General features: G+C 48.3%; 20 protein-coding genes and 1 tRNA gene. 14 read left to right on the plus strand and 7 right to left on the minus strand.

Annotated elements, in window-relative coordinates:
• Nucleotides 1–59 precede the first annotated feature (59 nt).
• The 5 genes from B7988_RS04910 to B7988_RS04930 form a co-directional block, all read right to left on the minus strand.
• Nucleotides 60–992, minus strand: a complete 933-nt coding sequence (locus B7988_RS04910) for a hypothetical protein (RefSeq protein ID WP_212668292.1) — start codon at nt 990–992, stop codon at nt 60–62.
• Between the two features lie 3 nt (nt 993–995).
• A complete protein-coding gene (locus B7988_RS04915) occupies nt 996–3,395 on the minus strand; it encodes an RNB domain-containing ribonuclease (protein WP_088657048.1) in 2,400 nt (799 codons plus the stop codon).
• 1 nt (nt 3,396) lies between these two features.
• Nucleotides 3,397–4,140: a lysophospholipid acyltransferase family protein gene (locus B7988_RS04920; RefSeq protein WP_088657049.1), complete on the minus strand. Its 744-nt coding sequence runs from the start codon at nt 4,138–4,140 to the stop codon at nt 3,397–3,399.
• A 92-nt stretch (nt 4,141–4,232) separates the two neighbouring features.
• Nucleotides 4,233–4,535: a hypothetical protein gene (locus tag B7988_RS04925; protein ID WP_088657050.1), complete on the minus strand. Its 303-nt coding sequence runs from the start codon at nt 4,533–4,535 to the stop codon at nt 4,233–4,235.
• The gene (locus B7988_RS04930; RefSeq protein WP_088657051.1) at nt 4,536–4,832 is read right to left on the minus strand and encodes a type II toxin-antitoxin system RelE/ParE family toxin; all 297 of its coding nucleotides are present in this window, start codon (nt 4,830–4,832) and stop codon (nt 4,536–4,538) included.
• A 220-nt stretch (nt 4,833–5,052) separates the two neighbouring features.
• Here B7988_RS04930 and B7988_RS04935 point away from each other — a divergent pair, with 220 nt between their 5' ends.
• From B7988_RS04935 to B7988_RS04965, 7 genes are all read left to right on the plus strand, one after another.
• Nucleotides 5,053–5,577, plus strand: coding sequence for a hypothetical protein (locus B7988_RS04935; RefSeq protein WP_141225561.1), 525 nt, complete (start codon nt 5,053–5,055; stop codon nt 5,575–5,577).
• 115 nt (nt 5,578–5,692) lie between these two features.
• On the plus strand, nt 5,693–6,274 hold the full coding sequence (locus B7988_RS04940) for an ATP-dependent Clp protease proteolytic subunit (RefSeq protein ID WP_088657053.1): 582 nt from the start codon (nt 5,693–5,695) through the stop codon (nt 6,272–6,274).
• Between the two features lie 21 nt (nt 6,275–6,295).
• Entirely contained in the window at nt 6,296–7,216 is a 921-nt protein-coding gene (ftsY, locus tag B7988_RS04945; protein WP_088657054.1) for a signal recognition particle-docking protein FtsY, read from the plus strand.
• A 12-nt stretch (nt 7,217–7,228) separates the two neighbouring features.
• Nucleotides 7,229–7,714, plus strand: a complete 486-nt coding sequence (locus B7988_RS04950) for a hypothetical protein (protein WP_088657055.1) — start codon at nt 7,229–7,231, stop codon at nt 7,712–7,714.
• Nucleotides 7,711–8,208 (plus strand): thioredoxin family protein, encoded by a 498-nt coding sequence (locus B7988_RS04955; protein WP_249268854.1) that lies wholly within the window; start codon nt 7,711–7,713, stop codon nt 8,206–8,208. Before B7988_RS04950 ends, B7988_RS04955 begins: the two co-directional genes overlap by 4 nt.
• Entirely contained in the window at nt 8,205–9,356 is a 1,152-nt protein-coding gene (locus B7988_RS04960; protein ID WP_088657056.1) for a glycosyltransferase family 2 protein, read from the plus strand. The genes B7988_RS04955 and B7988_RS04960 overlap by 4 nt, the downstream gene beginning before the upstream one ends.
• A 151-nt stretch (nt 9,357–9,507) precedes the next feature.
• Nucleotides 9,508–9,966 carry a hypothetical protein gene (locus B7988_RS04965; protein WP_088657057.1) on the plus strand — a complete coding sequence of 153 codons (459 nt, stop codon included), beginning with the start codon at nt 9,508–9,510 and terminating at the stop codon, nt 9,964–9,966.
• A gap of 75 nt (nt 9,967–10,041) precedes the next feature.
• On the opposite strand, the gene B7988_RS04970 is transcribed toward B7988_RS04965, so the two are convergent.
• Nucleotides 10,042–11,253, minus strand: coding sequence for a hypothetical protein (locus tag B7988_RS04970; RefSeq protein ID WP_088657058.1), 1,212 nt, complete (start codon nt 11,251–11,253; stop codon nt 10,042–10,044).
• 48 nt (nt 11,254–11,301) lie between these two features.
• Nucleotides 11,302–14,559 carry a transglycosylase domain-containing protein gene (locus B7988_RS04975; RefSeq protein ID WP_088657059.1) on the minus strand — a complete coding sequence of 1,086 codons (3,258 nt, stop codon included), beginning with the start codon at nt 14,557–14,559 and terminating at the stop codon, nt 11,302–11,304.
• Between the two features lie 137 nt (nt 14,560–14,696).
• On the opposite strand from B7988_RS04975, the gene B7988_RS04980 reads away from it, so the two are divergent.
• From B7988_RS04980 to B7988_RS05015, 7 genes are all read left to right on the plus strand, one after another.
• Nucleotides 14,697–14,785, plus strand: a tRNA-Ser gene (locus B7988_RS04980).
• A 211-nt stretch (nt 14,786–14,996) separates the two neighbouring features.
• The gene (locus tag B7988_RS04985; protein ID WP_088657060.1) at nt 14,997–15,833 is read left to right on the plus strand and encodes a TIGR02147 family protein; all 837 of its coding nucleotides are present in this window, start codon (nt 14,997–14,999) and stop codon (nt 15,831–15,833) included.
• Nucleotides 15,823–16,479: a hypothetical protein gene (locus B7988_RS04990; RefSeq protein ID WP_088657061.1), complete on the plus strand. Its 657-nt coding sequence runs from the start codon at nt 15,823–15,825 to the stop codon at nt 16,477–16,479. The genes B7988_RS04985 and B7988_RS04990 overlap by 11 nt, the downstream gene beginning before the upstream one ends.
• A gap of 1 nt (nt 16,480) precedes the next feature.
• Nucleotides 16,481–18,760, plus strand: coding sequence for a hypothetical protein (locus B7988_RS14840; RefSeq protein ID WP_141225562.1), 2,280 nt, complete (start codon nt 16,481–16,483; stop codon nt 18,758–18,760).
• A 20-nt stretch (nt 18,761–18,780) separates the two neighbouring features.
• Nucleotides 18,781–21,189, plus strand: a complete 2,409-nt coding sequence (locus tag B7988_RS05005) for an FISUMP domain-containing protein (protein ID WP_141225563.1) — start codon at nt 18,781–18,783, stop codon at nt 21,187–21,189.
• Nucleotides 21,190–21,465: 276 nt separating this feature from the next.
• Nucleotides 21,466–22,248, plus strand: a complete 783-nt coding sequence (locus B7988_RS05010; protein ID WP_088657065.1) for a hypothetical protein — start codon at nt 21,466–21,468, stop codon at nt 22,246–22,248.
• A 174-nt stretch (nt 22,249–22,422) separates the two neighbouring features.
• Entirely contained in the window at nt 22,423–23,727 is a 1,305-nt protein-coding gene (locus B7988_RS05015; protein WP_088657066.1) for an ATP-binding protein, read from the plus strand.
• Nucleotides 23,728–23,838: the final 111 nt, after the last annotated feature.

Raw genomic sequence — 23,838 nt, forward strand, 5'->3', positions numbered from 1 at the left:
CAAGATTTATATTGGAAAGGCTCCCGATTTTTTCGGGAGCTTTTGCATAGTAACAAAATTTATTTGTACTCGTCGCCGTCAAGCGGCTTGCCGAGAATCTTGTATTTTGTTTTAATGGCGGTGCGGAGCACGGGCCAGCCGACTTTGTCGAATGCGTTCTGCCAAAGTTTGTCTAATGCCTGGCTTGTAGAATTGCCAACAGGTTTCGGGAGCCATTCTTCTTTAAAGTCGGGAGCAAGTCCTGCGTCCAGAATCATCTTGTGGTAGTCGGCGTTCAAGGCGTTGTAGGCCTTTTGACGAATAAAATGGGCTTTCTCTTTAAAGCTGAAACGATGCTGCAAGAGCTTGCGCTTGATGAATCCGCCGCCTTGTGCAATCAGCTCGGGGTAGGCGAACAGGGCTCGTAAATGCGTGTTGTATAGCGATGCAGTCCTGATTTCGGCTTCGTCGAATACATTCGCCATGCCGATTTCGAGGCGGTGCACCACGTCATAGAACGTGTCTTGTTCGGGCGTTTCAAGCAGGTGCAGGTAGAATGCTCCGAGGGCTTCTTGCTTTAGGTACAAGAAGAACGATTGCAGGTGCGGGCGAACTTCGTCGTTTTGCGTAAGCGATACCACGTCGGCGGTGCTCGCTTCGGCGCGGCGGATAAAGTCGGCAAAGTTGTTCTGGAAGTAGACGATAGAATCGTTTACGAGCAGCAGGCGAGTGATGCTGTTGAATTCCACGAGGCTGCTACGGCTGTTGGCAACATCTTTCAGGAACCTGCGCCACATGCCGAAATCGAATCCGTGATTTTCGGTCAGGTAAAGCTTGATTCCGTTGTCTTCGATAAACGCTAACGTTTCTGCCGAAAGCGGACGCTTGTTCGTGAGCAGTACGACGGTAAAGTCAGTCTCGGCGAGATGCTTTAGCGCAAACCGTACATACCCGGGGAGAATTTCCCCGGTCTGGTAGCTGGCGTAGAGAATGACCTTGCCGTTACTAGACATAAATTACCTTCTGCCGCCGCGTCCGCGGCTTTGGCTGCGACCGGCACCCTTGCGGGAGCCGCCCCTACGCGGCTTGCTTGCAACATGGAATCCTTCGCGGTCATCGCGGCTGTTTCGGTCGCCACCACGAGAACTTCCGCCCTTGCCGCGAGAACTGCGGCCAGAACGTTCGAAACTCGGGGCGTCGGAATCGAACCTGCCGCCGCGTGATTTTCCGCGACCGCCACGGTTCATGTGGCTGTGCGCCGAAACGAATTCCGGAACATCGTCGTCGAAGTCATCGTCGGGCTGGCTCACGTAGCCGAGGGCTTCCGCCGCGGCGGCGCGGTCAGCGCGTTCATGAACGTCGCGCGATTCACCCTGACGGCGGCGCTTCTTCGGTTCGCTAGAGAGTTTTTCGATAATGCTGAAGTCCGCCTGACCGCGCAGCGGGTCTACCCGCAAAAGGCGCACCAGCACCTTGTCGCCGCGCCGGAACGTACGCCCGCTCTTCTTGCCAAAAGCGAGACCCTGATCAGGGTTGAATACGTAGAAGTCGTCACCGGCAATATCGCGGAAACGCACCAGGCCTTCAGCAATCGGGTCTGCGATAGAAACGTAGATTCCCCATTCTTCGATGCCCGTGACGGTTGCCTCGAAGTCGTCGCCAATGTGGCTCTTCAAAATCCAGCAGCTGCACACCTTGATGGCGATGCGTTCGATTTTCTGGTTCTTGACTTCATTTGCCGAAATCAGGTCGCACACTTCAATGACGCTGTTCTTGCGTTCGGCGGTAATTTCCTTGCCCTTGCGCGCGAGTTCACGGTGGCACCACAAGTCGGCGTAACGGCGAATCGGGCTCGTAAAGTGCGCATAGTCCTGCCAGTTCAGCGCAAAGTGGCCGAAGCTGTTGCTGTCGTAATGCGCCTTCTGCATGCTGCGCAGAATGCGGTTCGTGAGCGTCTCGTCGCCTTGGGCGCGTTTCACCAAATGTTCGTACAGCTTGAATGCCGTCGGGTTCAGGTTCGTGTCGCCGCTGCGGGGCTTGCCCAGGTCGCGCAACATCACCGGAGAATCCTTGAACAGGTCCGGGTACATGTAGTACAGTTCCATGATGTCCTTGGTGTCAGGCGCTTCGTGGATACGGTAAATGCCCTGGAGCTTGCGCTTCTTGAGTTCCTTTGCGCAGCAGTTGTTTGCGATGAGCATGCATTCTTCCACCCACGAATTTGATTCGTCGGTTACGCGCGGGTAAATCTTTTCCGGTTCGCCCTTTTCGTTGAACTTGCAGCCGAATTCGGTGCTCTGAAATTCCAGCAGGCCGTCCTTGGTGCGGTTCTGCTTCAAGAGTGCGGTCACCTCGGCGAGCGCCTTGATGTCGTCGTCGCCGTTCTTCATCATTTCCATTGCCTGCTCGTAGGTAATGGACTTGGTAATCTTCACGATACTGCGGTGGAAATCCCAGCTGAGCACGTTCGCGTGCTTGTCGAGTTCCATCATGCAGGTGAATGCGCAACGGTCCACACCCTGGTGCAGGCTGCAAACATTGCTCGAAAGCTTATCCGGGAGCATCGGCACGGCGGTCCACGGCAGGTACTGCGTGTAGCTCCTTTCCAGAGCCTCTTCATCGAGTTCGCTCCCTTCGGGGACGTAGTAGCTCACGTCGGCAATGTGCACGCCCAGCCTGTAGCCCTTGGGGGTGCGTTCCACGCTAATGGCGTCGTCATGGTCCATGGCGCCATCGGGGTCGATACAGAGAATCGTGAGCTGCCTGTAATCCACGCGGCCCTTGAAGTCCTTGCCGCACGGCTCCTTGACGCCGTCCACATATTTCTTGATGGCGGGGCTAAAGTCTTTGGGCAAGTTCGCGTCTTCCATGAACTTGGTCTTGACTTCGTCCCAGCTGATATTCATCGCTTCGGCAGTGCGGTCGACCTTTGCGAGGTAGCTATGCTTGAGTTTCGGGTGCGGGTACAGCGTAAAGCTGATGGTTTCGCCTTCCTTGCCCGGGGCCTGCCTGCGGTGGCACATCTCGTACACCTTGCCGGTTTCGAGTTCGTGCACTTCCCATTCTTCTTCGCCCGTCTGGTGGAGTATTCCGCGTTTTACGCGGGTCTCGTTTTCCTTGCCCGTCTGGCGGCGGCTACGTGCGCCCAGGCGGCGGTTGTCTTCGGGGTACTGTTCCGCAATCTTCTTCACGCGCTTTTCGCGCTTTTCTTCGACAGTTTCGCCATCGCCCAGCTGGTATTCCTTGTGGCTGGTACGCTTCAAAAGCCCGCGGTCCACCATGTCGGCGAGCATCTGCTTAAAGGCCATCTTCTGCTTTTTGGGCAGCCCGAGTGCGCTACGCAGGCGGCTACCGACCATCGGTTCGTCACGCAAAATGGCAATAATCTGTTCTTCGCTAGGTAAATGCTGAGCCATATTAGGCCTCCTTGTTTGCCGCGGTGGCGGCGTCGGCCTGTCTGTAGGGCAGCGCCGAAGAAATCATGTTGTGAATCTCGTCGCGCAGCTGCGTGGCGGATTTGTTCTCAAAGCTTTCGGGTGTCTGGAGCGGGTGCACCACAATCTTCACGACACCCGGGGTCATTGCCCACTTGGTCTTGGAAAGCCGCTTGCCCGTATCCACAAGCGTCACCGGCAGGAGCGGAAACTTGTTTTCCTTGGCCATGCGGAAAATTCCGTTCTGGAACGGGAGCATGTGCCCGTCGTTGCTGCGGTGGCCTTCGGGGAACACCGAAATGGTCACGTTGTCTTCGAGGCGCTTTTTCACGACAGCGCCCATGCCCAGGTTCTTGCGCGGGTTCCTGTGCACCGGAATGCAGCCGATTTTAGTCAAGACCCAGCCGAACACGGGAATCTTCCAGAGTTCCGCCTTCGCAATGAACGAGGTCATGGTAATCGAGGGCCAAATCACGTTGATGTCCAAAAAACTCTGGTGGTTGGCTATGAGCACGAACTTCTTGTGGTCCGGAATGTTCTCCTTGCCTTCGATTTCGACCTTGATTCCCGACAACTTGAACAAAACCTGGAAAAACGGGATGCATATGCGGGTGCTGTCTGCCCAGCGCCTGCAAAGCACGCCCTTGTAAAACATGAACGGAAGACCGACAACGAAAAGCCCTACTCCAATGAACAAGTAGTAGAAAATTGCACGAATAAATGCCATAAGTGTCCTAAAAATAAGGGTTTACACCCATAATGTATATTTTTTATGGGCAGTGGAACATAAAACTGAAAAAAATATGCTTGTAAGCGGCGTTAATCTAGTTTCGCGGCAAGGTTCATCAAAGTTGCGAAATTGAGCTTGTTGCTCCTTGCGAATGCAAGAAATTCCTTTTCCTCTTTTGTGACTCGAATCTGAAATTTCAGCGGAGAGGCGAATTTCGTTTTTCTGCCCGCGTTTTCGCGCGCACCGCCGTGCCCGAACTTTTTTTCGTAAAGGGCAATGCCCGATTTTTTCAGATATTCTTTTTCCGAGATAATCTTTTCATCTGCAGCGACATCCGATTCTTTTTTCTTGAATACGAATCCTTCGGAATCTTTCACATAAACATACGGCATCTAAACCTCCTTCAATCGCTTTATGGCGAGTTTAATCTTTTCTTTCGGAGTTTTTTGTGTCTTTTTTACGAAGACAACTCCAATTACAATAATCGCTCCTGCCTTGTACTTAAACAAAGACCGTAGTTCATTCGACTTGATTTCAAAAATTTCTTTTTGAAGTGGTCTTACACGAACATATTCTAGTCCCTGTTTTTCAATTGTTTCGTACTCCTTGTTCAGAAGTTCTTTCTGAGATTGCTCCAAGGCGTTAATTTCGGCAGCGGCGGCAGGCAACTTTTCTACAATGAACTTCATATTAGAATATAGGTAAAGAGTTTGAATTTGTCAACGTATTCAAGTTTTGCGAGTTATTTTTCGTATTCATATTGTCCTTTTGTTTTTTATGACCTCCTCTTTATATACACGCCAAAACGAGCCAAAGTGTCTACTTTTGCCCCTTGTTTTTGCGGAAAAAAGAATTTTACCCGAATAGCGTTTTTTATTATCTTTACCTTAGACAAAGAGGAAAATTTGTATGCGAATGAAAGTTTTATTGCTTTTTCTGTCCAGTCTTTTGTTCTTGGCGGGGTGCGCGTTATTCGTGCCTATCGTGTGGACGGACTCTTCGGACATTCCGCAAGATTACGGCATTGCGTTTGTCGAAATCACGCTGAAGGGTAGAGATTCTGCCTCTGTTTTTATTGATGATGGTGCCGCAAGGTCGAATAAAAAACTGATTCTTAAAAAGGGAACACATTTGTATTCGCTGTTCTTGGAAGACAGTACCTATTCGTTTAGGACGCTGCTTTTTCATTACGAAACATTTTTGCGTGAGTTGATCCAAACTCCTTTAAATGCCGACCCTGAACGATACACTGGTTATTATTGTTCTCCATGGAAGGTGGAAAAAGACAAGGCGACGGCTATCGGCAAGATTGAATTCGACATAGTCGAAAACGATCGATTTAATCTGAAATGCGACGAGCATGATTCCACGCGCCAAGCGGTGATGCAGTCTGCAAAAGAGCTTTATCCCGAAACCTTCAAGGCCGTAAAATAGGGCGCTGTGCCGGAATCATAAGCAAATCCTTTAAAATCCTTGCTTTACAAATGGGTATGAAAAGACGATAATATATTGAATTTTCTAAATTGTACCCGAACAAAAAGGATTTATTATGGCAGATTGCAACGAAAAGAAAGAGAACGCCCCTTCCGAGATCATGAAGAAGGCTGAAGAATTCCTTGCCTCCAAGCGCAAAATTTTCTTGTGGGGCGGTGTCGATGACGAAATCGCCGAACGTATTGTGAAGGAACTTTTATACCTGGATTCCTTGAATCACGACGATATCTATTTCTTCATCAACAGCCCGGGTGGCGTGATTTCCAGTGGCCTTGCCATTTACGACTGCATGAACGCTATCCAGAGCGACGTGGTCACGGTTTGCTGCGGTCAGGCAGCATCCATGGGTGCGGTACTTTTGACTTCGGGAGCAAAGGGCAAGCGTTATGCGTGGCCCAATGCCCGCATCATGATTCACCAGCCGCTGATTCACGGTGAAATTGTCGCCCCGGCAAGCGACATCCAGATTCAGGCCGAAGAAATGCTGCGCATCCGCAACATTACGGGCAAGATTCTCGCCGAAACGTCTGGCCACACCATGGAAGAAATCGACCGCGACACGGAACGCGACAACTTTATGAGTGCCGAAGAGGCCAAGGCCTACGGCCTGGTCGACAAGGTCGAAAGCATCGTTTAACGATTTTACGGAAATTTTCGAATGGGACTTTTTTCTGCCATTAAGAGTGGCCTTGCCAAGACCCGCGACGCCTTGATGGGCGAACTCAAGGGTATTGTCGGTGCAGGCAAAATTACAGACGACACTCTTGAGGAACTCGAAGAACACTTGATCAAGGCCGACGTGGGTGTCGAAGCGGCGTTTCTGTTGACCGATGCGCTTCGTGAACAGGCGCTGGGCAAGTCGCTCACGACCGAACAGGTGCTTGGCATTATGCGAAGCGAAGCGGAACGCCTCTTGAAGGACCCGCCGCCGTTCGAGCTCAAGGGTAAGCCGCATGTGGTGCTTGTGATTGGCGTGAACGGCGCCGGCAAAACGACTACAATCGGTAAGCTTGCCGCACGCCTTAAAGACGAAGGCAAGAAGGTGATGATTGCGGCCTGCGACACGTTCCGCGCTGCAGCCATCGACCAGCTTGAAACTTGGGCCGAGCGTAGTGGTGCCGAATTCGTGAAGCACCAGGAAGGAAGTGACCCCGCGGCAGTGGCGTTCGACGCCTGCAACGCGGCGGTGGCCCGCGGCTGCGACGTGGTCCTTATCGATACCGCCGGCCGTCTGCACAACAAGGACTACTTGATGGAAGAACTCAAGAAGATTGTCCGCGTGATCAAGAAGGTAAACCCCGACATGCCGCACGACATGTGGCTTGTAATCGACGGCAACACCGGACAGAACACCATCAACCAGACGAAGATTTTCAACCAGAGTTTCCCGCTCACCGGCCTCGTGGTGACCAAGCTCGACGGTACGGCCCGTGGCGGCGCAGTGCTTTCGATTGCAAGCTCGCTCCAGATTCCTATCCGCTGGATTGGCATGGGCGAACGCATTGACCAGCTGGTGCCTTTCAGCAAGGCCGAATACGTGGAAGGCCTTTTCGAAAACGCTCTGGAAGAAAAGGAATAGTAACGGGACCTTATGAAGTTTAGCGAAAAAGAAGCAAACATCATAGTGGCCCCCGATCATGTCATGCCGGGCTTGTCCCGGCATCTCCTTTACGTTTTGATTTCTTTTGCGCTTTGTGGAAGTCTCTTCGGCTGTAGCGGCGAAGTTTCGGTCGACCAGAAGTTCGTAGACTTGTTTGTCGAACTGCGCGTGGCCGAAATTACTTATGGCAAGGATTCTCCGATGGGTCGCCTGGTGCGCCAAGACGCTTTGAAGGCGGCGGGCTATACCCGCGAACAGTTCCTCGCCAAAACCGACGAAATCCTGAATGACGAGCGCCAGTGGGTGCCGTTCCAGAAGGCGGTAAACGCCCGCATCGATTCTCTGCTGACACCTCCGCAGGCCGCGACAGTAGATGCAAAAGAGGCTCTTCAAAAGGGTAATGGTCCAAAGGCGCGCCTGCCGAAGATTCCGGCGCCGCAAAACCAGATGCCCGCCCACAAGGGAGGTGTACATTGATTTTTCGCTTGTTGATGCTTGTAGCACTTTGCGTGTCGGTTACTTTTGCTGCCCCTCTGAACGATGCGGTGCCTGCCAAGAAGGCTGCTAAAAAATCCATGGTACATTGGATGGGCTACAATGAAGCGCTTGAAAAGGCGAAGACGGGGCCGAAGCTGATTTTTGTGGATTTGTATGCGGACTGGTGCATTCCCTGCCGCGTGATGGATGCGAACGTGTACAGCGACCCCACGGTGGCCTCGCTTTTGAACACGCGTTTTTATGCCGTTAAGCTCAATGCCGATTCACAAGATACCATCATGTGCGATGGTCAAAAGAAAACGGTGCAACGTTGTTATTTTGATGTATGGGAACTGAACGCGCTTCCGGCTTTTGTGCTTGTTGCCCCGAAGGGAATGAGCATTTTGACGGTGACTGACTCTATGTCGCCGCAAGAACTGCAATACATGCTGTACCAGTTCCTTGAAAAAGAAAAGGAGTGGATGGCTCGATGAATGAACAAATCCTTTTTTACGCGCAGATTGTCTTTTGGCTGATGATTTTCTTGCTGGTGCATTGCTACCTGCTGTTCCCGATGACGCTCCCGTTCGTGAGTGAAATCTTCAAGCGTCGCAAGTCTCCGGAACAAGGTGACGTTGAACTGCCAACGGTGTCGATTCTGATTTCGGCCTACAACGAAGAGGCTGTAATTGAACGCAAAATCCAGAACATTCTGGAACTCGATTACCCCAAGGACAAACTTGAAGTCTTGATCGGTGATGACGGCTCTGCCGACAAGACCGCCGAAATCGTTGCCCGCTATGCCGACAAGGGAATTACGCTGGTCAAGGCGCCCAAGAATGCGGGCAAGGCCGCCATGCTGAACCGCCTGAACAAAATTGCAAAGAACGACATCTTACTCTTCTGCGATGCAAACACGATGTTCTTCCCGAATGTAGTGCGCAAGCTCGTGATTCCGTTCCAGGACAAGAAAATCGGTTGCGCATGCGGTCACTTGATTCTGTCGGACAAGAGCGGTTCTACGCTGGGTCGCGGCGAAAGCTCTTACTGGGATTTGGAATCCGAAATCAAAAAGTTCGAAGGCATTCTTGACATGCTGATCGGCGGTAACGGCGCCCTCTATGCAATACGCCGCGAACTGTATACGGAACTGCCGGTCAAGAAGAGCGTCATGGATGACTTCTTTGTGACGACAAAGGTTCTTGAAAAAGGCTATTACTGCACGTTCGTGACAAGCGCTATCGGCACTGAACAGACGTCTAAGGAGTCTAGCGGTGAATTCCGCCGCAAGGTGCGTATCGGCCGCGCGAATTTTAATTTCTTGTTCTCTTACTTGCCGCTGTTGAATCCGCTGCACCCGTTGCTTGCTTACTTGTTCTTCTCGCACAAGATTCTACGCTGGTTCTCGCCGCACATCTTGATTTTGCTGTTTGTCGCCAACGCTTGCCTGCTCACGAGCGGACTCTTCTACCAGATTTTCTTTGGCGTGATGACGCTTTCGCTGTTGGTGGCCGGTTTCAAGATTGTGCCGAGCGGCTACTACTTCCTCTCGATGAACTACGCCATGCTTAAAGGTTTCTTTATGGCCTTCAAGCCTGAAAAGAGCGGCGGTTGGGCCCGCGAAACCCGCAGCGATGAGTGATTTTAGTAGGAAGTAGACAGTAGTCGGTTAGAAGTGTCATTCTGAGCTATACGAAACTAAGAACTTTAGTTCTCAAGTTGAGTTATGCCCTTTGGGTAGTAGTGCAATGAAGTCGAAGAATCTTTAGTGAATTTTAAGTTATATTGTAGATATGAAAAAGTTTCTGACATCTATTCTGTTTGCTTTTGCGTTTGCCGCGGTACCGGCAAGTGCCTTTACCATGGATGTGCAGGGTGGTGTCGTCAATCATGTGAGCGAAATCGGCAAGTTCAACTTGAACGTTTTCGGTCACTTTTGGTATCCCATTGACCAGATGCTCTTTTTCGGCATCGGCTCGGGCTATCAAGAAATCGACAACGTGAGCTTGATTCCGGTTTCGGGCAGTGTGTGGGTTCGCTTGCCCATCGGTAGCACGGCGCTCCCGGTAGCAACCGGTGACTGGGGCTATCTCTTTGGCTCGAACCATCAGATGTTCTGGCGCGCCGGCGGCGGCTTTGACATCAAGAACGGCGACTATTCGTCAATTATGTTGATGGGCGGCTACCAGTTCCTTGATCACGAAGGCAAAGGCTACGCCTACGTGCAAGCCGGCATATTAGTAGAATTGTAAAAACAATGTGCAATGACTGATGTGAAATGTGTAATTACTCATTTCACATCCCACATCCCACATCCCACATCTGATTTACTTTCCTAATTCCGTTTCCAGAAACTTCTTGTTCTCTTCGACTTTCTGCTTCTGCGGATTGTCCGGATATTCTGTCAGGCACTTGTCCAGCGGGGCGATTGCTTCGTTCAACAGCTTTTTCTTCTTGGCCGCATCTTTTTGCTTTTGGGCCTTGGCGAATATCTGACTCGTTGTCTTGCGTTGCTTGGTGCAGAAGTTGTCTGCAAGTTTTGTATAAAGTTCGTTCGCCTCTTTGCGGAGCTTGCTGGATTTAAGTTTGTTCAAAAGCTCCTTGGCTTCGCCGAATTTTTCTTTTTGCAAGAGCGTGTCGGCTTTGGCAAGAGCCTGTGCCGGGTCATGAGATTCCCAGTATTTGGTGGCTTCGGCATCGTTTGCTTGTGCCAGTTCGCGAATGTGGTCGATGAGCGCCTGAATATGGAGGTCGTTTTCAAAGTCGCGGTAACGCATCTGGAACGTGAGAGCCTGCTTTTCTGCTTCGGCAAATTGCGCCTGGTTGTCGGCTAGGTCCTTGATGGCGGCGTATTCTTTCTTTGCCTTGGAGAGCGTATTCTTGTAGGCAACCCCCTTCTGCGCCTTTGCCCACTGGGTCAGCGAATCGCCCGGAGCAAGAGCAATCAAACTATCGGCGGTTTCTGCTACAAGGTCGTAGTCGGAATTTGCACGGTTCATGTTTTGAATCTGGAATACCATCGGCTCGTAAGCCTTCGCCTTTTCGGCTCGAATCTTTCCGAATTCGTTCAACATGGAATCGGCTTTAGATTCCCATTGTTCCCATAAGGGCTTGATTACACGGAAACGTTCCAGGTAAGCGCTTGCAGAATCGGTGTAGCCGGCGTTGTACAAGGTGTTGGCGTAATCAAAAATGCTCTGGACAATCGCGGGGATTGCGGTGTAGGGGTCTGCGATCGCGACTGCCGTTTTGCTATTGCTAGCTGCGGGTTCGTGTTCCGGTGCCGTCGGAATGTTTTCCGGGGTGGCCAGGCGGTAGCCGTCGAGAGCCTGCGAATTGAAAATCGCGCCCGATGGGGAGCCCGGTTCCTGCGTGTTCAGATGCGACGTGTCGCTTGACAGCGTGCTGGGCTGCTCTTGCTCAGAAGAAGCGTTTGCAGAAACGTTAGTCGGTTCTGTTTCGGGAGCGGGTGCATTGCCCACGCAAGCCGTCAGTGCAAAAGCACTTGCTGATAACAAACTAAAAAACTTGATTCTCATTTTATTTTCTTCTTTCGCTAAGTTTTGCCGACTACTAACTGCTAACTATCAATCCGCTTCGATAGGCACGAAAGCGCTCTTGCTGTCAAAGCCTTCAGGCAAATCCCAGTCATCGTCCTTGGGCATGGCGGCAGCCTTCGGCTGGGCCGGTTGTGCGGGCTGTGCGGGCACGGCCACTGCGGCGCCTTCCGAGGTAGTGCCTTCGGCAGGAGCACTCGGGGTGGCGCCGGCTGCATTGGCAGAATCTGCGGTGGCGGCGGGTGCTGCGGCCGGCATGGGCAAACTGACCATGATTCCGTTTTCGGCGGCGGTTTCTGCAGCTGCGGCGTGTACTTGCGGCGGTGTGAATCCCGGAACCTCAATCCACGGGAGCGGGCGACCTTGTTCGGCGCTACCGCCTGCGATAATGCTTCCGGTCATCGGGTCAACCGTCAGTTGGCCGCGTTCATTCGGGAGTACCAGCGGAACTTCGCCCGCGGCAAGCATCGAAATATCGAGGAAGTCAATCTTTTCTGGCAGCCCCAAAATATCGATTTCTTTCTTCGCAAAGTCAGCCCACTGCGGAAGGCCGCCGCTCGCGCCTGCAATACGCGTGCGGCCCGATTTCAGCGGCTTGTTGTCGTCAAAGCCCACGTAGCTGCCGATAGCAATCACGGAATCAGTAGAAATGCCGTTCTTCTCGTTCACGTAAGTCGGGAGCGCGCCGAGGAACGCCACGTTGCGGTAATCGTTGGTGGTACCGGTCTTACCGAGGGCGGGGTAGCGCAGCGTAATGGCTTTATCCGGCGAGGTCACCGTAATGTGCGTGTACTGGCTGCGTGCCGTACCGTTTACGAACACGGAATGCAGCATCACTGCTACCTGCGAGGTAATCGTGTCGCCAAGCACTACCTTGCTTTCGGTCTTGTTCTTGAAAATCACCTTGCCGTCGCGGTTCTTGATTTCCTTGATGAAGCACGGATCGGTCCAGTCGCCGTCCAGGCACTTGAACACCTTGCCGGTTAAAAGCGTCTGGTAGGCGGTAGAAATTTCGGCGAGCGTAATGTCGTTCACGCCGAGCGGCATACTGAACACTTTCTGCAATTTCTGGTGAATACCGATTTCCTTGGCAAAACGTGCGTATTCGGCAAAGGCCAAGGAGCGTCTGTAATCGGGCCAGTAACGCAGGTGTTCGGCATCCAGGTAATCCACTTCGCTGTCCACCGGTTCGATCATGGTCGAAAGGCGCTTCATATCGGCGAGTGTAAAGTGGTTGAGCAATACCACGGAATCCAGTGGCGGGAGCACAATCGACGGGTCCAGTTCTTGTGCCTGGCGTTCGCGCAAGATTTCGGAATAGCGCTTGTAGTTGTGCTTGATGAATCCGAGAGTCTTCGCATCTTTCTTGGACTGCTTCACGGCGATATCGTTAAAGGTTCCGTAGCGCAGGTTCAGCACGTCGAGCGCCTTGGCGTCTTTACCTTCGAGCCTGTAGCGTTCGGCAAGAGCGTCGCGGGCCTTGGTGAATTCGATTTCGCGCTTGGTATCTTCTTTCAAAATCAGGCCGTACTTGTCACGCAGGCGTTCAAAGAACTTCTTGGTATCTTCGTCTTCGTGGCGTGCCATGTCGTTCACGGCGGCGATGTCGTTGAATTCTTCGAGCGAAAGCTTGTCGAGCAAGTGTTCCAAAAGCCAAATACTTGCAATGTTTTCAGAACGTGTTGCAGACCAGGCGATACTTACGACGTCACCCTTGTTCTTGTGGTCCGGACGCGGAAAATAGAACTGATTGGTGAACTGGAAAACGTTGAAGTCGTTTTCAAGCATGTCCAGGTAATTCCAGTGGTACTTGAGGGCGAGTGCATAAAGAATTGGTTTCCAGCTAGAACCCAGCTGGCGCACAGCTTTAAAGCTACGGTCGAATCCGGTGTTGTGGAAACCGCCCTGGCTTGCGATTACGTTGCCGTTCTGGATAGCGAACAGGGCGCCTTGCAGTACAGGTTCCGTTTCAATCTGGCAAGGGGCAAAGCCGTCTACAAGCTTATCGTCCATGATGCTCACCAAGAGGATTGCTCCCTTCTTGAGCTGCGGGGCCAAAATCTTGTTCACGTCGCCGCCGGCCTTTTTCGCGAAGTCCTTGACCGATGCTTCAGAAACCATGCCCTTGAGCTGGCCGAAGCTGAGCGTCAATGCCTTGAGGCCACCCTGTTCGTCGACCATGATGCTGTCGACGGTGCCGTACAGGTAGTCGCCCTTGCGTGCGGTTTGGGCGCGGTTTGCGAACTGGGCCTTCGGGAGCACAAAGCCACCGAGCTGCATCTGGAGTCCGCTGATGTTTGCCTGCAAAGCGGTCTTTGCGGCGTCCTGGCTGCGGGCGTCAATGGTCGTCGTAATCGAAAGCTGTGCCTTGCGCCAGTCTTCGATACCTTCGGCTTCAAACTTTTTCTGGAAGAATTCGCCGTCCAGTTTTTCTTCGATGCGTTCAAGCATGGTGCTCACGCTAAAGCGGAAGTTGCCGTGGTTGAATTCCAGCGGCTTGGCCAGCGCTTCGCTCATTTCTTCTTCAGAAATGTAGTTCTCTTCGACCATGCGGCCAAGCACGTATTCCAGGCGTTCCTTGCCGCGGGCGAGTGCTTTTTCGCGACGTTCGGCGCTACGTTGAATAAACGGGTCGTAGTTGAACGGGCCCTTTACCGAGCCTGCAATAAAGGCGCATTCGGCAAGCGTCAGGTCCTTGAGTTCCTTGTTAAAGAAGTACTGGGCCGCAATGGCGACACCCTTGCCGGTGCCCGAAACGTGGAACTGGTTCAGGTAGAATTCCAGAATGTCTTCTTTGCTAAAGTGCTTTTCCATGCGGAGCGCGTTAATGAGCTCCTTGCCCTTTTCCTTGATGCTTCGTTCTTCGCGACCGAAAATGTTTTTCACAGCCTGTTGGGTAAGGGTTGACCCCCCCTGACGCATGTGGCCACTCTTGAGGTTCGAAATCATGGCGCGGGTAAAGCCGTAAATGCTGAATCCGGAGTGCGTCCAGTAGCCGGCGTCTTCGGCGGCAATCAAGGCGTTTACGATATTGGCCGGAATGTCGCCGTAGGGCACGTACACGCGGTGGTTTGCGTCAAAGAAGGCGCCCAAAAGTTCTTCACCGTCATTATAATAGACTCGAGTTTCGCCCGAAAGCACCTGCAGAATGGTGGAACGGTTGAACTGGTTGTCCGGATCCTGGGTCGGGAGTATCTTGAATACGACGATATAGGCGGGAATGCAACAAATGAGGCCGACTAATGCAAAAGCGGCCACGATTTTGAACAATTTGGAGAAGAGACGCATGTATAAAATTTAGAAAATTTGTTTTTTTGCTCCATGTAATGTAAAAAAAAGTGCCATTATGGGGCTAAATTTGCCATTTTTGCGTCTTTACCCTTGAAAAATTACCGAATTTTATCTAAAATTTGTGTCCCCAAGATGGGAAGATGGCCGAGCTGGCCGAAGGCGCGTCCCTGCTAAGGACGTATAGGACTTAATCCTATCGCGAGTTCGAATCTCGCTCTTCCCGCTGCAAAGACCCTCTGGAGCAATCCAGGGGGTCTTTTGCTTTCTTAAAGTCTGGGGTGGTCACGAATAAGCTCCTTTAGGTGTATTCAAAGCGTATTCAAATTTTTGAAATTTGAAAAACTACCCTAAAAACCTTGCTTAAATGTGCAAAAAATCACTTTTTGTATCAAAAAATATTGACGCCGAAGCTGAGGTTGTATAGATTTACACCTATGGCTCCTATCTTGCAATATCAAGATTTTCGTCGTTATCTACAGGACTTTTACGACTGGAAAAAGCGTACTTCGGTATTTTCGTGGCGTGATTATTCGAAAATGGCTGGGTTTGCTTCGCCAGTGTTCATGAAACAGGTTTGCGAGGGTAAGGCAAATCTCGGAAAGAAAGCGACCGTCAAGGTGGCTGATGCGTTTAATTTTATCGGTATCGAGCGAGAGTACTTCTTCAGTTTGGTGATGTTTGCGCAGGCGAAGACCGATGACAAGAAACGTTTCGCTTATGCCGAAATGCAGTCAATCGCAAAGGCCAGTAAAGTAAACCTCATCGGTGTTGATGCATACAAGTATTACGACTCTTGGGTGCACCCGGTAGTGCGTGAATTGGCGCCTGCCATGCCGGGGGCTATGCCAAAAGAAATCGCAGGCAAGTGCGTTCATGAAGTTTCTGCGAAAGAGGTAAGGGACTCCATCAACTTCCAGGTCCGTGCGGGAATTCTTAAAAAGACGGATGACGGCAATTATTCGCAGACAGATAAGCTGCTGGGTGGCGACACGCAGTCGATGTCTTTGGCCGTGCGTTCCATGAATAGGCAAATGGCCACCTTTGCGGTAGATGCACTTGACCGCTTTGCTGCGGATGAACGTTATGTTGCGGGGGTTACCATGGGTGTTTCGGATGGTGCCTTTGAAAAAATTGTCGAAACCTTGAAACGGTGCCGTAATCAGGTTCTAGAAATCATTGCGAATGACGACAAGGTGGATCGAGTGTTGCGCCTGAATTTGCAACTGTTCCCGTTGACTCAGAAAATAGAAGGTGCAGACGATGAAAAGTAAGATGCTTGGAAATGTTGCGCTTTGGCTTGCTTTGTGCGGCGCCTTGTTGGGACTTGCCGCATGTTCCGAAAAATCTACGGCGGGTGCAACTGTAGATGATAATTCTGTGGCAGAAATTTCTGCGGATGAAAAGTTGATTCTAGAACATCAAGTTGATTCTGTCAAGAACTTTGTTGATGGCATACCGGCAGATATTGACGATTATGAAAGGGATACTACCAGGTTCTGGTTCGAAATTAGGTTCAGCGGCGAACATGAAAAATATTTCTATTATGAATGGGATAATCCGTTATCCAATTGCATCATCAATATCTATCGCTCGGAATACGGAGTGCTGAATGCGGAATATAATGAAGTATCTATTTTATGGACGTTCTTCTTGACTGCAGATGACAGCGGCGTTACGTCCCATCTGAAAATGGAATATAATACTGTTTCCGAATCCCGCTGCGAAAAAGAAATTTCTGATTTTGCAAATACTTGTGAAAAAGGCGGCGGAACTTTGTATCGCCATATAGGAACCTGCAAGGATACCGAATTGCACGTGACATGTTCAACGTTCATCGGTCATTTGACAGAAAGCGCCGACAGTATTTTGGACAAGGCTGCCGAAAAAATGAAAAACAAATGTATGGAGGGTAAGTAAAATGACTACTACATGTGTAATCACCCGTCTATGCCGTTTCTCGGCTTTCAAGACAATCATCCTCTGCCTGCTGGCAGGGCTATTCAGCACGGCTTTTGCCGAAGACTGGGATGGTTCTACTTCAAAACCGTCTTCCAAGGAAATTGATGGCGTTGAATATTACGTTATCACAAACCCAAGTGAACTGGCGTGGTTTGCGTATCAGGTGAATGAAAAAGGGGAAAATAAGATAAATGCGATACTTGGAAATGACATCCATTTTATGGATGACACTACGCTCACTTCGTCATTATCATTTCCAACAATAGGGGATAGTTTGAATGTTTTTTCGGGTGTTTTCGATGGAAAAAATTTTGCGATATATGGAATGAATGGTTCTTATTTGATTTATACGAGTAATTCTGAGGTGAGAAATATAACTTTTCGAAATGTCAAATTGATATCTGTAGTTCGGGTCAATAAAGGATCTATGAATAAAATTAATTTATTTGGAAAACTGTCTTATGGGGTTGCAGAATTTAATGATGGTGATATAACGAATTGTAGTAATCACGGAACAGGTAAAATTGCTTATAATAACAAAGGAAATATAGGATTTTGCGTTAATACAAAAGGTGGCGTCGTAGTTGTTAATTCAGGTCTTATTTCAAACTCAAAAGGGAATATAAACAGCTCATCTGCTTTTGGGACATCAAAGTGGGGCGGAATAGCGAATGAAAATTCCGGTACGATAGAAGCGTGTGAGGCTAACGTGTCTATAGGAAGAATGGAGTATAACTATTCTACAAGAACAGAGTGCACATATGTAGAAAATGGTGTGGCTAAAACTGGATATATGTATACAACAAATGGAACTGGCAATTTGGGCGGTATTGCGGGAAAGAATTTGTCAACAGGAACTATATTGCAAAGTTCGGCTTTCTTTTCTATTGATACAATCTTGGGAGTTAATCTACCTAAGGTTCCTGGTCCTCGATGTAGTAATATTCCTCATTCAAATGTGAACGTTTATATAGGAGGGCTGGTCGGAGACAATCAGGGGAAAATTAAAGCAAGCGGTTCATATCTTAAATTAAATGCTTTGAATAGCTCAGACGATTCTTACCCGTATTATTATTTCGGCGGAATTGCAGGTCGTTCCGCTGGGACAACGTCAAGGGATGCTGTCATTGAACAATCTTTTTCATACATGAGTTTAGAAAAATATTTGCCTTCTTCATATGATAATGGACACTTTCTTTTTGGAGCGGTAAGTGCAGTTAATGAAAATGGCCTAATTTTTGATAGCCATGTAGAGTTGAATATGCCTCGTTTTTCCAAAATAAGTTATTCGAATCAAGTTGGAACAATTTGTGCGCAAAATTTGGGTAAAATTAGAAATGTTTATGGCGTTATTAAAATTGTAGGGGAGAAACTGTTGACCGATGGAAAATGTTATGCGGGCATAATACATTCGAATGGAAAGACGGGAGAGGTTTATAATGTTTATTATGACAAAGATATTTTGAATGACGATTCGATAGGGGGTTTTTATGAGAATGTATCAAGTTTGGTGCTTAATGTCTCCGGCAAAACCACTGCGGTCATGCAATCGCCCGCATTTGTAGAAACGCTGAACACGAATGCTGGTCTCGATGACGATAGTGGCCTCTGGCAATATTGCGAAGGCAATTATCCGATCCTTGTAAGTGAGGGAACATGCGAAGAATTCTACTCTAAGTATGGGCTGTCCAGCAGTTCGCAGTCAAGTAGTTCCGGTGCGGAATCGTCTTCGAGTTCCGCGCCTGTTGTGTCTAGTAGTTCTGCGACAGAATCCAGTTCGTCGCAAATTCCGGCTAGCAGTTCTTCTTCTGACGTCATTCTGAGCAGTAGCGAAGAATCCAGCAGCAGTTCTGTGGCTCCGCCTTCGAGTTCTTCTGAAAAACAGAGCTCGTCTAGCGTTGTGCCGAGTAGTTCTTCTGCAAAGCAGGAATCTTCTTCAAGCGAAGCGAAGTCTTCGTCCTCGGCAAAATCTTCGTCGTCAAAGGCAAATAGCAGTTCGTCGGAGAAGTCGAATTTCGTGATGGCACCCCCGCAAAAAACATTCAATCTTGCGGTAAACGGCATGACGATTACGCTCTCCAATACTCAGGGCGGGAATGTCCGCATCTTCGATGCGCTCGGTCACTTGGTTGTTGCGAAGCCGCTCTCGGCGACAGGCGCGACAGCGATTACTATGCAAACACCCGGCAGCTACATTGTCCGTGCAAATGGTGCATGCCAAATGGTAATGCTTCGATAATTTACTAAAAGGAGTATTCAATGAAATTTCAGAAAGAAAATATCGCATCTCTCATTTTTTCCGTGAGCATGGCAGTGTGCTTTTTCGCTTGCGGCGATGATTCTGCGAGTAATGCGAACGATAACGCAAATGATTCCAAGGGGACCGAAATTCCTTGCGATTCATCTAACGAAGGTCTCGTTATCAAGCCGGCAGACAGCGAAAACTTCAGAGAATGTTCCGATGGTAAATGGGTTGAAATAGTTTCGTCCAGTTCCTCAAGCGAAGTTCAGGTAGTCTCTAGTTCTAGCGAAGTTCAAGTAACCTCTAGTTCTAGCGAAAAATCTGTTGAATCCAGTTCTAGTGAAAAGTCGGTCGCATCAAGTTCCAGCCGTGTGACGAATTCAAGTTCAAGCGAGGTCCAAGTTGTCTCCAGTTCTAGCGATGTTCCGGCTTCATCCAGTTCTGACAATGAAACAGAAAATTCAAGCAGCAGCGAAAAAATGTACCTGTGTGATGATGGTATTACTTATGTGTTGAATCTGGATAACTGCGAAAAAGCCAAGTCTAGTTCATCTTCGAATACTAGTCCAAGTTCATCTAGTTTGTCTTCATCTAGTCAAGTGCAGAGTTCTGCAACGGAGTCTAGTTCTTCGTTTGCCCCTGAATCTTCTAGTGAAACGATGTCATCTGCTGAAGTGGACTCAAGTACATTCTCTATTAGAGATGCTGTGCTTGCCACGGGTACGCAGTATCTTATTGCCCCGAAGGTCGTTGTTCATGAACTGAATGCGTCTCTTAATAAAACGGGAGTTCAGCATCAATCGACAAATGTCAATAGTACCAGTTATATAGGTGTCTTTGGCAACAAGTATTATTCGGAGTCAGACACAATCGGACAACAGTCAATTTATATGCAGATAGAATGTCGGGGAAAAGTTTTTGAATTGGATTCCCAAAAGACGACGACAGATTCCTTGACGCTTAATGCCATAGTCGATGCAACTTATTTGGACAGAAATACAATAAACAAAAGGGTAGAGTACATTGCAAGGGTCAACTTGTTTACACATATCCAATCAAAGCGAATCGCCTATTTGGTAAAGAACGGTCTTGATTTTCCGTCGGCAAGAGAACAGGCGAATAATGAATGGATTAAGTCTTTAGGCTTAGAAGGAACCTTTACAGAACCACAGGATATCGTTCCCAAAACGGCAGCCGACACGGTTTTATACAATGTAACGCTTTTGTTCAATGGACTGACCAATAGTGCCTCTGCTTTGCAAAAACTAATTGATGAAGTCGCAGACGATTTTGAAAAAGATGGAGAGTGGAGCGATAGTATAAAAGCCAAAATGGCAGATTTTGCAAGGGCGGGGTCGATACTTTCCCAGACGACGTTTAAAACATCTGTAACTTCCTCATCTTATGCAGCCCCCTATAAGTCTGCTTTTCTGGGTAATTTCTGGAGGCGAGAATATGGTATAGGGACCTGCACTAAAGAGCGTGCTGGCGAAATTGCTGCGGTAACCAATCCGTACAGCAAACTCTACTACAAAAATACTTACAGTCGTTTTATTTGTCGTGATTCCTCTAAATCTGTTTTTTGGCGGTTTGCGACTTCATACGAGAAAAACCTAAATAACGATACGACTTGTAATGAAACGGGAAAAATCATCAAAGGCTCTGTTGTTGATACCATTAGCTACTATTGTGCGTCAACTGGTAAATGGGTTGACATGACCAATGATTGGACCTGGCTTGTCCCCAAGGAATACCGCTTTAATCCCGATTTTGAATACGGAACTATGACTGATGAGAGAGACGGAAAGGTTTACAGAACTACGGTTATAGATGGCGTTACCTGGATGGCAGAAAACTTGAATTTTGCAGATAGTACTGATGAAAAATATAAAGAAAACTTGAAAAGGAATTCTCAATGTCCTGGTAATCCCTCTACTGCCAAAAAATGCGAGGTCGGTGGAAGGGCGTATACATGGACTGCTGCAATGAACATTTCTAGTGATTACCAAAGCCTTGCAACAAGAGATATCGAGGGACTTATAGCAAGTAAGAATCATCAGGGAATTTGCCCAGAAGGATGGCATATCCCGACTATTACGGAATGGTATGACCTGTTTGATTATGCGGGAAAGGATCGCAAAAAACTTTATGCCAAAACAGGTTGGGCATACGAAAATAATAGCAACCATACAAATGGAACAGATGAATTGGGATTTACGTTATTGCCGGTTGGCTATAGAAGTTCGTATGACGTCCAACATGGAAATTCATGGGAAAGCTGGAGTATCACAATGTTCTGGACCGCAAACGAGGATGCTAGCGATGCGACAAAAGCAAAACAAGTCCATATAGATTATTTAGATATTTATGATTCGGATGTACAAGGGAAAGATGCTAGACTTAGTATCCGTTGCGTAAAGAATTGATTCGCAAATTTTACCCCAAATAATAAGACTGCTGTCAGACAAACCATTTTGTGAATTTATTTCTCGGCTTCCGTGAATGCGGAGGCCATGAAGGCTCGTTTAGCGCTCTTCTAAATCATCAATAGACTGTAAAGACGACTTTATTCGGTAACGCCTTGACATTTTTGTGGTATTCGCTTTCAATTTGCAATAACATCAAATCCTGCAGTCAAGGAATTTATAGAAAGTCAGTTGTAACTTATAAATAACAATGCTTTAAAATACAAGGAGCTAACTATGAAAAAAATGTTTGTTGCACTTAGCGTGGCATTGGCCTCTTTGATGGCTTGCTCTGAATCGTCCAGTTCTGGCGGGGGAGCGACGCAGCCTTGTGCAGATGCATCTTGTGCAAATTTGCCACAGAACCCGAATGATCCTTTTGATAATTCGCAGGTTTCAAACGCTTCAAAATGTGATTTGGCAACTCAGAAGCTTCCTGCGTCTTCTCTCGCTTGGCAGCCGACTTTTGGCGGTGGATGCGAAGTGAGCCAACAGATTGCTTTGGATGAATTGTTGAGGTTTGACACGCTGTTGATTGCGGCAGGGTATGAAAAAGAAGAACTTGTTCAGGAATCTTACCGTTATGTAAGGAAAAAACTAGACAATAATTCGTCTGTTTATTTTAATGACACCTTGTTGTTCACTTATAACACGGGAATCTTTGTTGGAAATTTTTCATCAAAAAAGGATCTGATGTCTTATTACGTAACATCGGCTTGTCCTGTTCTTTTACCCGCAGATTTGTTTGAAGGATATAATGTTTGTAAAGAAATAAATGAGAATGGCTATGTCTATGCAAAATCGTTTGATGTGTTTGAAACATCATCTCGTTCGTTGCGAATGAATTTAGAAGCCGATGGATGGGCTTGCTCCGTTACAGGTCCTGCAGGAGTAAGAGAAAATGTGGCTTGTTCTGTGGTATACGAAAATCAGTCTTATTCGTTGTCTTATCAATTTAACTATGATTCTGAAGAGTACAATATTAGTGAAATTGTGTTTAAATGGGTTGCTCAACAGTAAGTTGAATCCCTCCAAGAGATCGTTGTAAATCCAGGTGCACTAGAGTTCTGGAAATTGGGGCAGGAATATGTCCGGACTGTGTTTTCGTGCCAAAAATGCAAGTTTAACACAAAAAGTCCTATGAAAAATGTAATTGCAGTTGCAAAAGTCCTATGACTTTTGTATATTAAAGGCATGGAACGCGAATTTTTGAAAGATTTGGTCACCTGGAAAAACAGTAAACGCCGGAAACCCCTGCTTCTGACGGGCGTCCGCCAATGCGGCAAGACCCATACCTTAAAGGAATTCGGAGCAAAATACTTCGATAATGTATGCTATATCAACTTTGAGTCCAGCGCCAAGTTCGCTGCCATTTTCGATTACGACTTTGATGTAGAGAGGATTGTCCGGGAACTTGAACTGCTTACGCAAAGCAAAATTGAGGCTGGCAAGACGCTTCTGATTTTTGATGAAATTCAGGAAGCTCCGCGAGCAATCACTTCCTTGAAGTATTTCTGCGAAAACAAGCGGGAACTCCATGTGACATGTGCGGGGTCTTTGCTCGGCGTTGCACTCCGCCGCGAAAATATCTCGTTCCCTGTCGGGAAAGTTAACCGCATGCAAATGTATCCGATGAATTTCAGGGAATTTTTGACTGCTTGTGGTGAAGAAAAATACATCGAACTTTTTGCCAAATGGCCTACCGATCGAACGCTTCCCGAAGTCTATGCAAAACCCATGGAACGCCTGCTGAAAGAATATCTTGTTGTTGGAGGGATGCCCGAAGCGGTAAACGAGTATGCAACCTCCAAGAACTTTGAAACCGTGGGAAAAATCCAGGATGAAATTCTTGCGGACTATGCGGACGATTTCTCGAAGCATGCTCCTATAAATGAAATTGAAAAAATCCGTATGATATGGGATTCTGTGCCCAAGCAACTTGCCAAGGAAAACAACAAGTTCATGTTTTCACATGTAAAGGACGGCAAAAGGGCGCACGAGCTGGAGGCCGCATTACAGTGGCTCAAGAATGCCGGGCTTATTCATTTGGTTGAACTTGTGCAGAATGCGGAGGTTCCCTTGTCTGCAAATTCGGATGCGACGAATTTCAAGGTGTACCTTTCGGACATCGGTCTGTTGGGTCGCAGACTTTCGCTGGGCTACAAGGACATTTTGATGGACGACACACCCAATACGAACAAGGGTGCTGTTACAGAAAACTATGTTTTGAACGAACTGCTCTGTATGCAAAAGAACCCGTATTATTGGCGCTCGGGAAACAGCGCGGAACTTGATTTTCTCTTTGAGAATGACGGGAAAGTGGTACCTGTCGAAGTCAAGGCGGCGACAAACACGCAGGCGAAGAGCTATAAGCAGTTCTGCAAGAAATTTGCGCCGGCAAAGGGCTACAAACTTTCGCTCAAGAACCTCGCTGTAAATGATTGCGAAGGATGCTCAACGGTAAGTTTGCCGCTTTATCTGCTTTGGACGATCCGTTAATTTTGAAAGGATGAGGTGTGTTGTTAAATTGTCCTTTCTATCATAAACACGTTTTTTTCAAAATTTAGCCTGTTTTTTATGAAAAACATATAATCTGTTTTATGAAATTCA

The organism is Fibrobacter sp. UWB1 (assembly GCF_002210325.1).
GTDB lineage: Bacteria > Fibrobacterota > Fibrobacteria > Fibrobacterales > Fibrobacteraceae > Fibrobacter.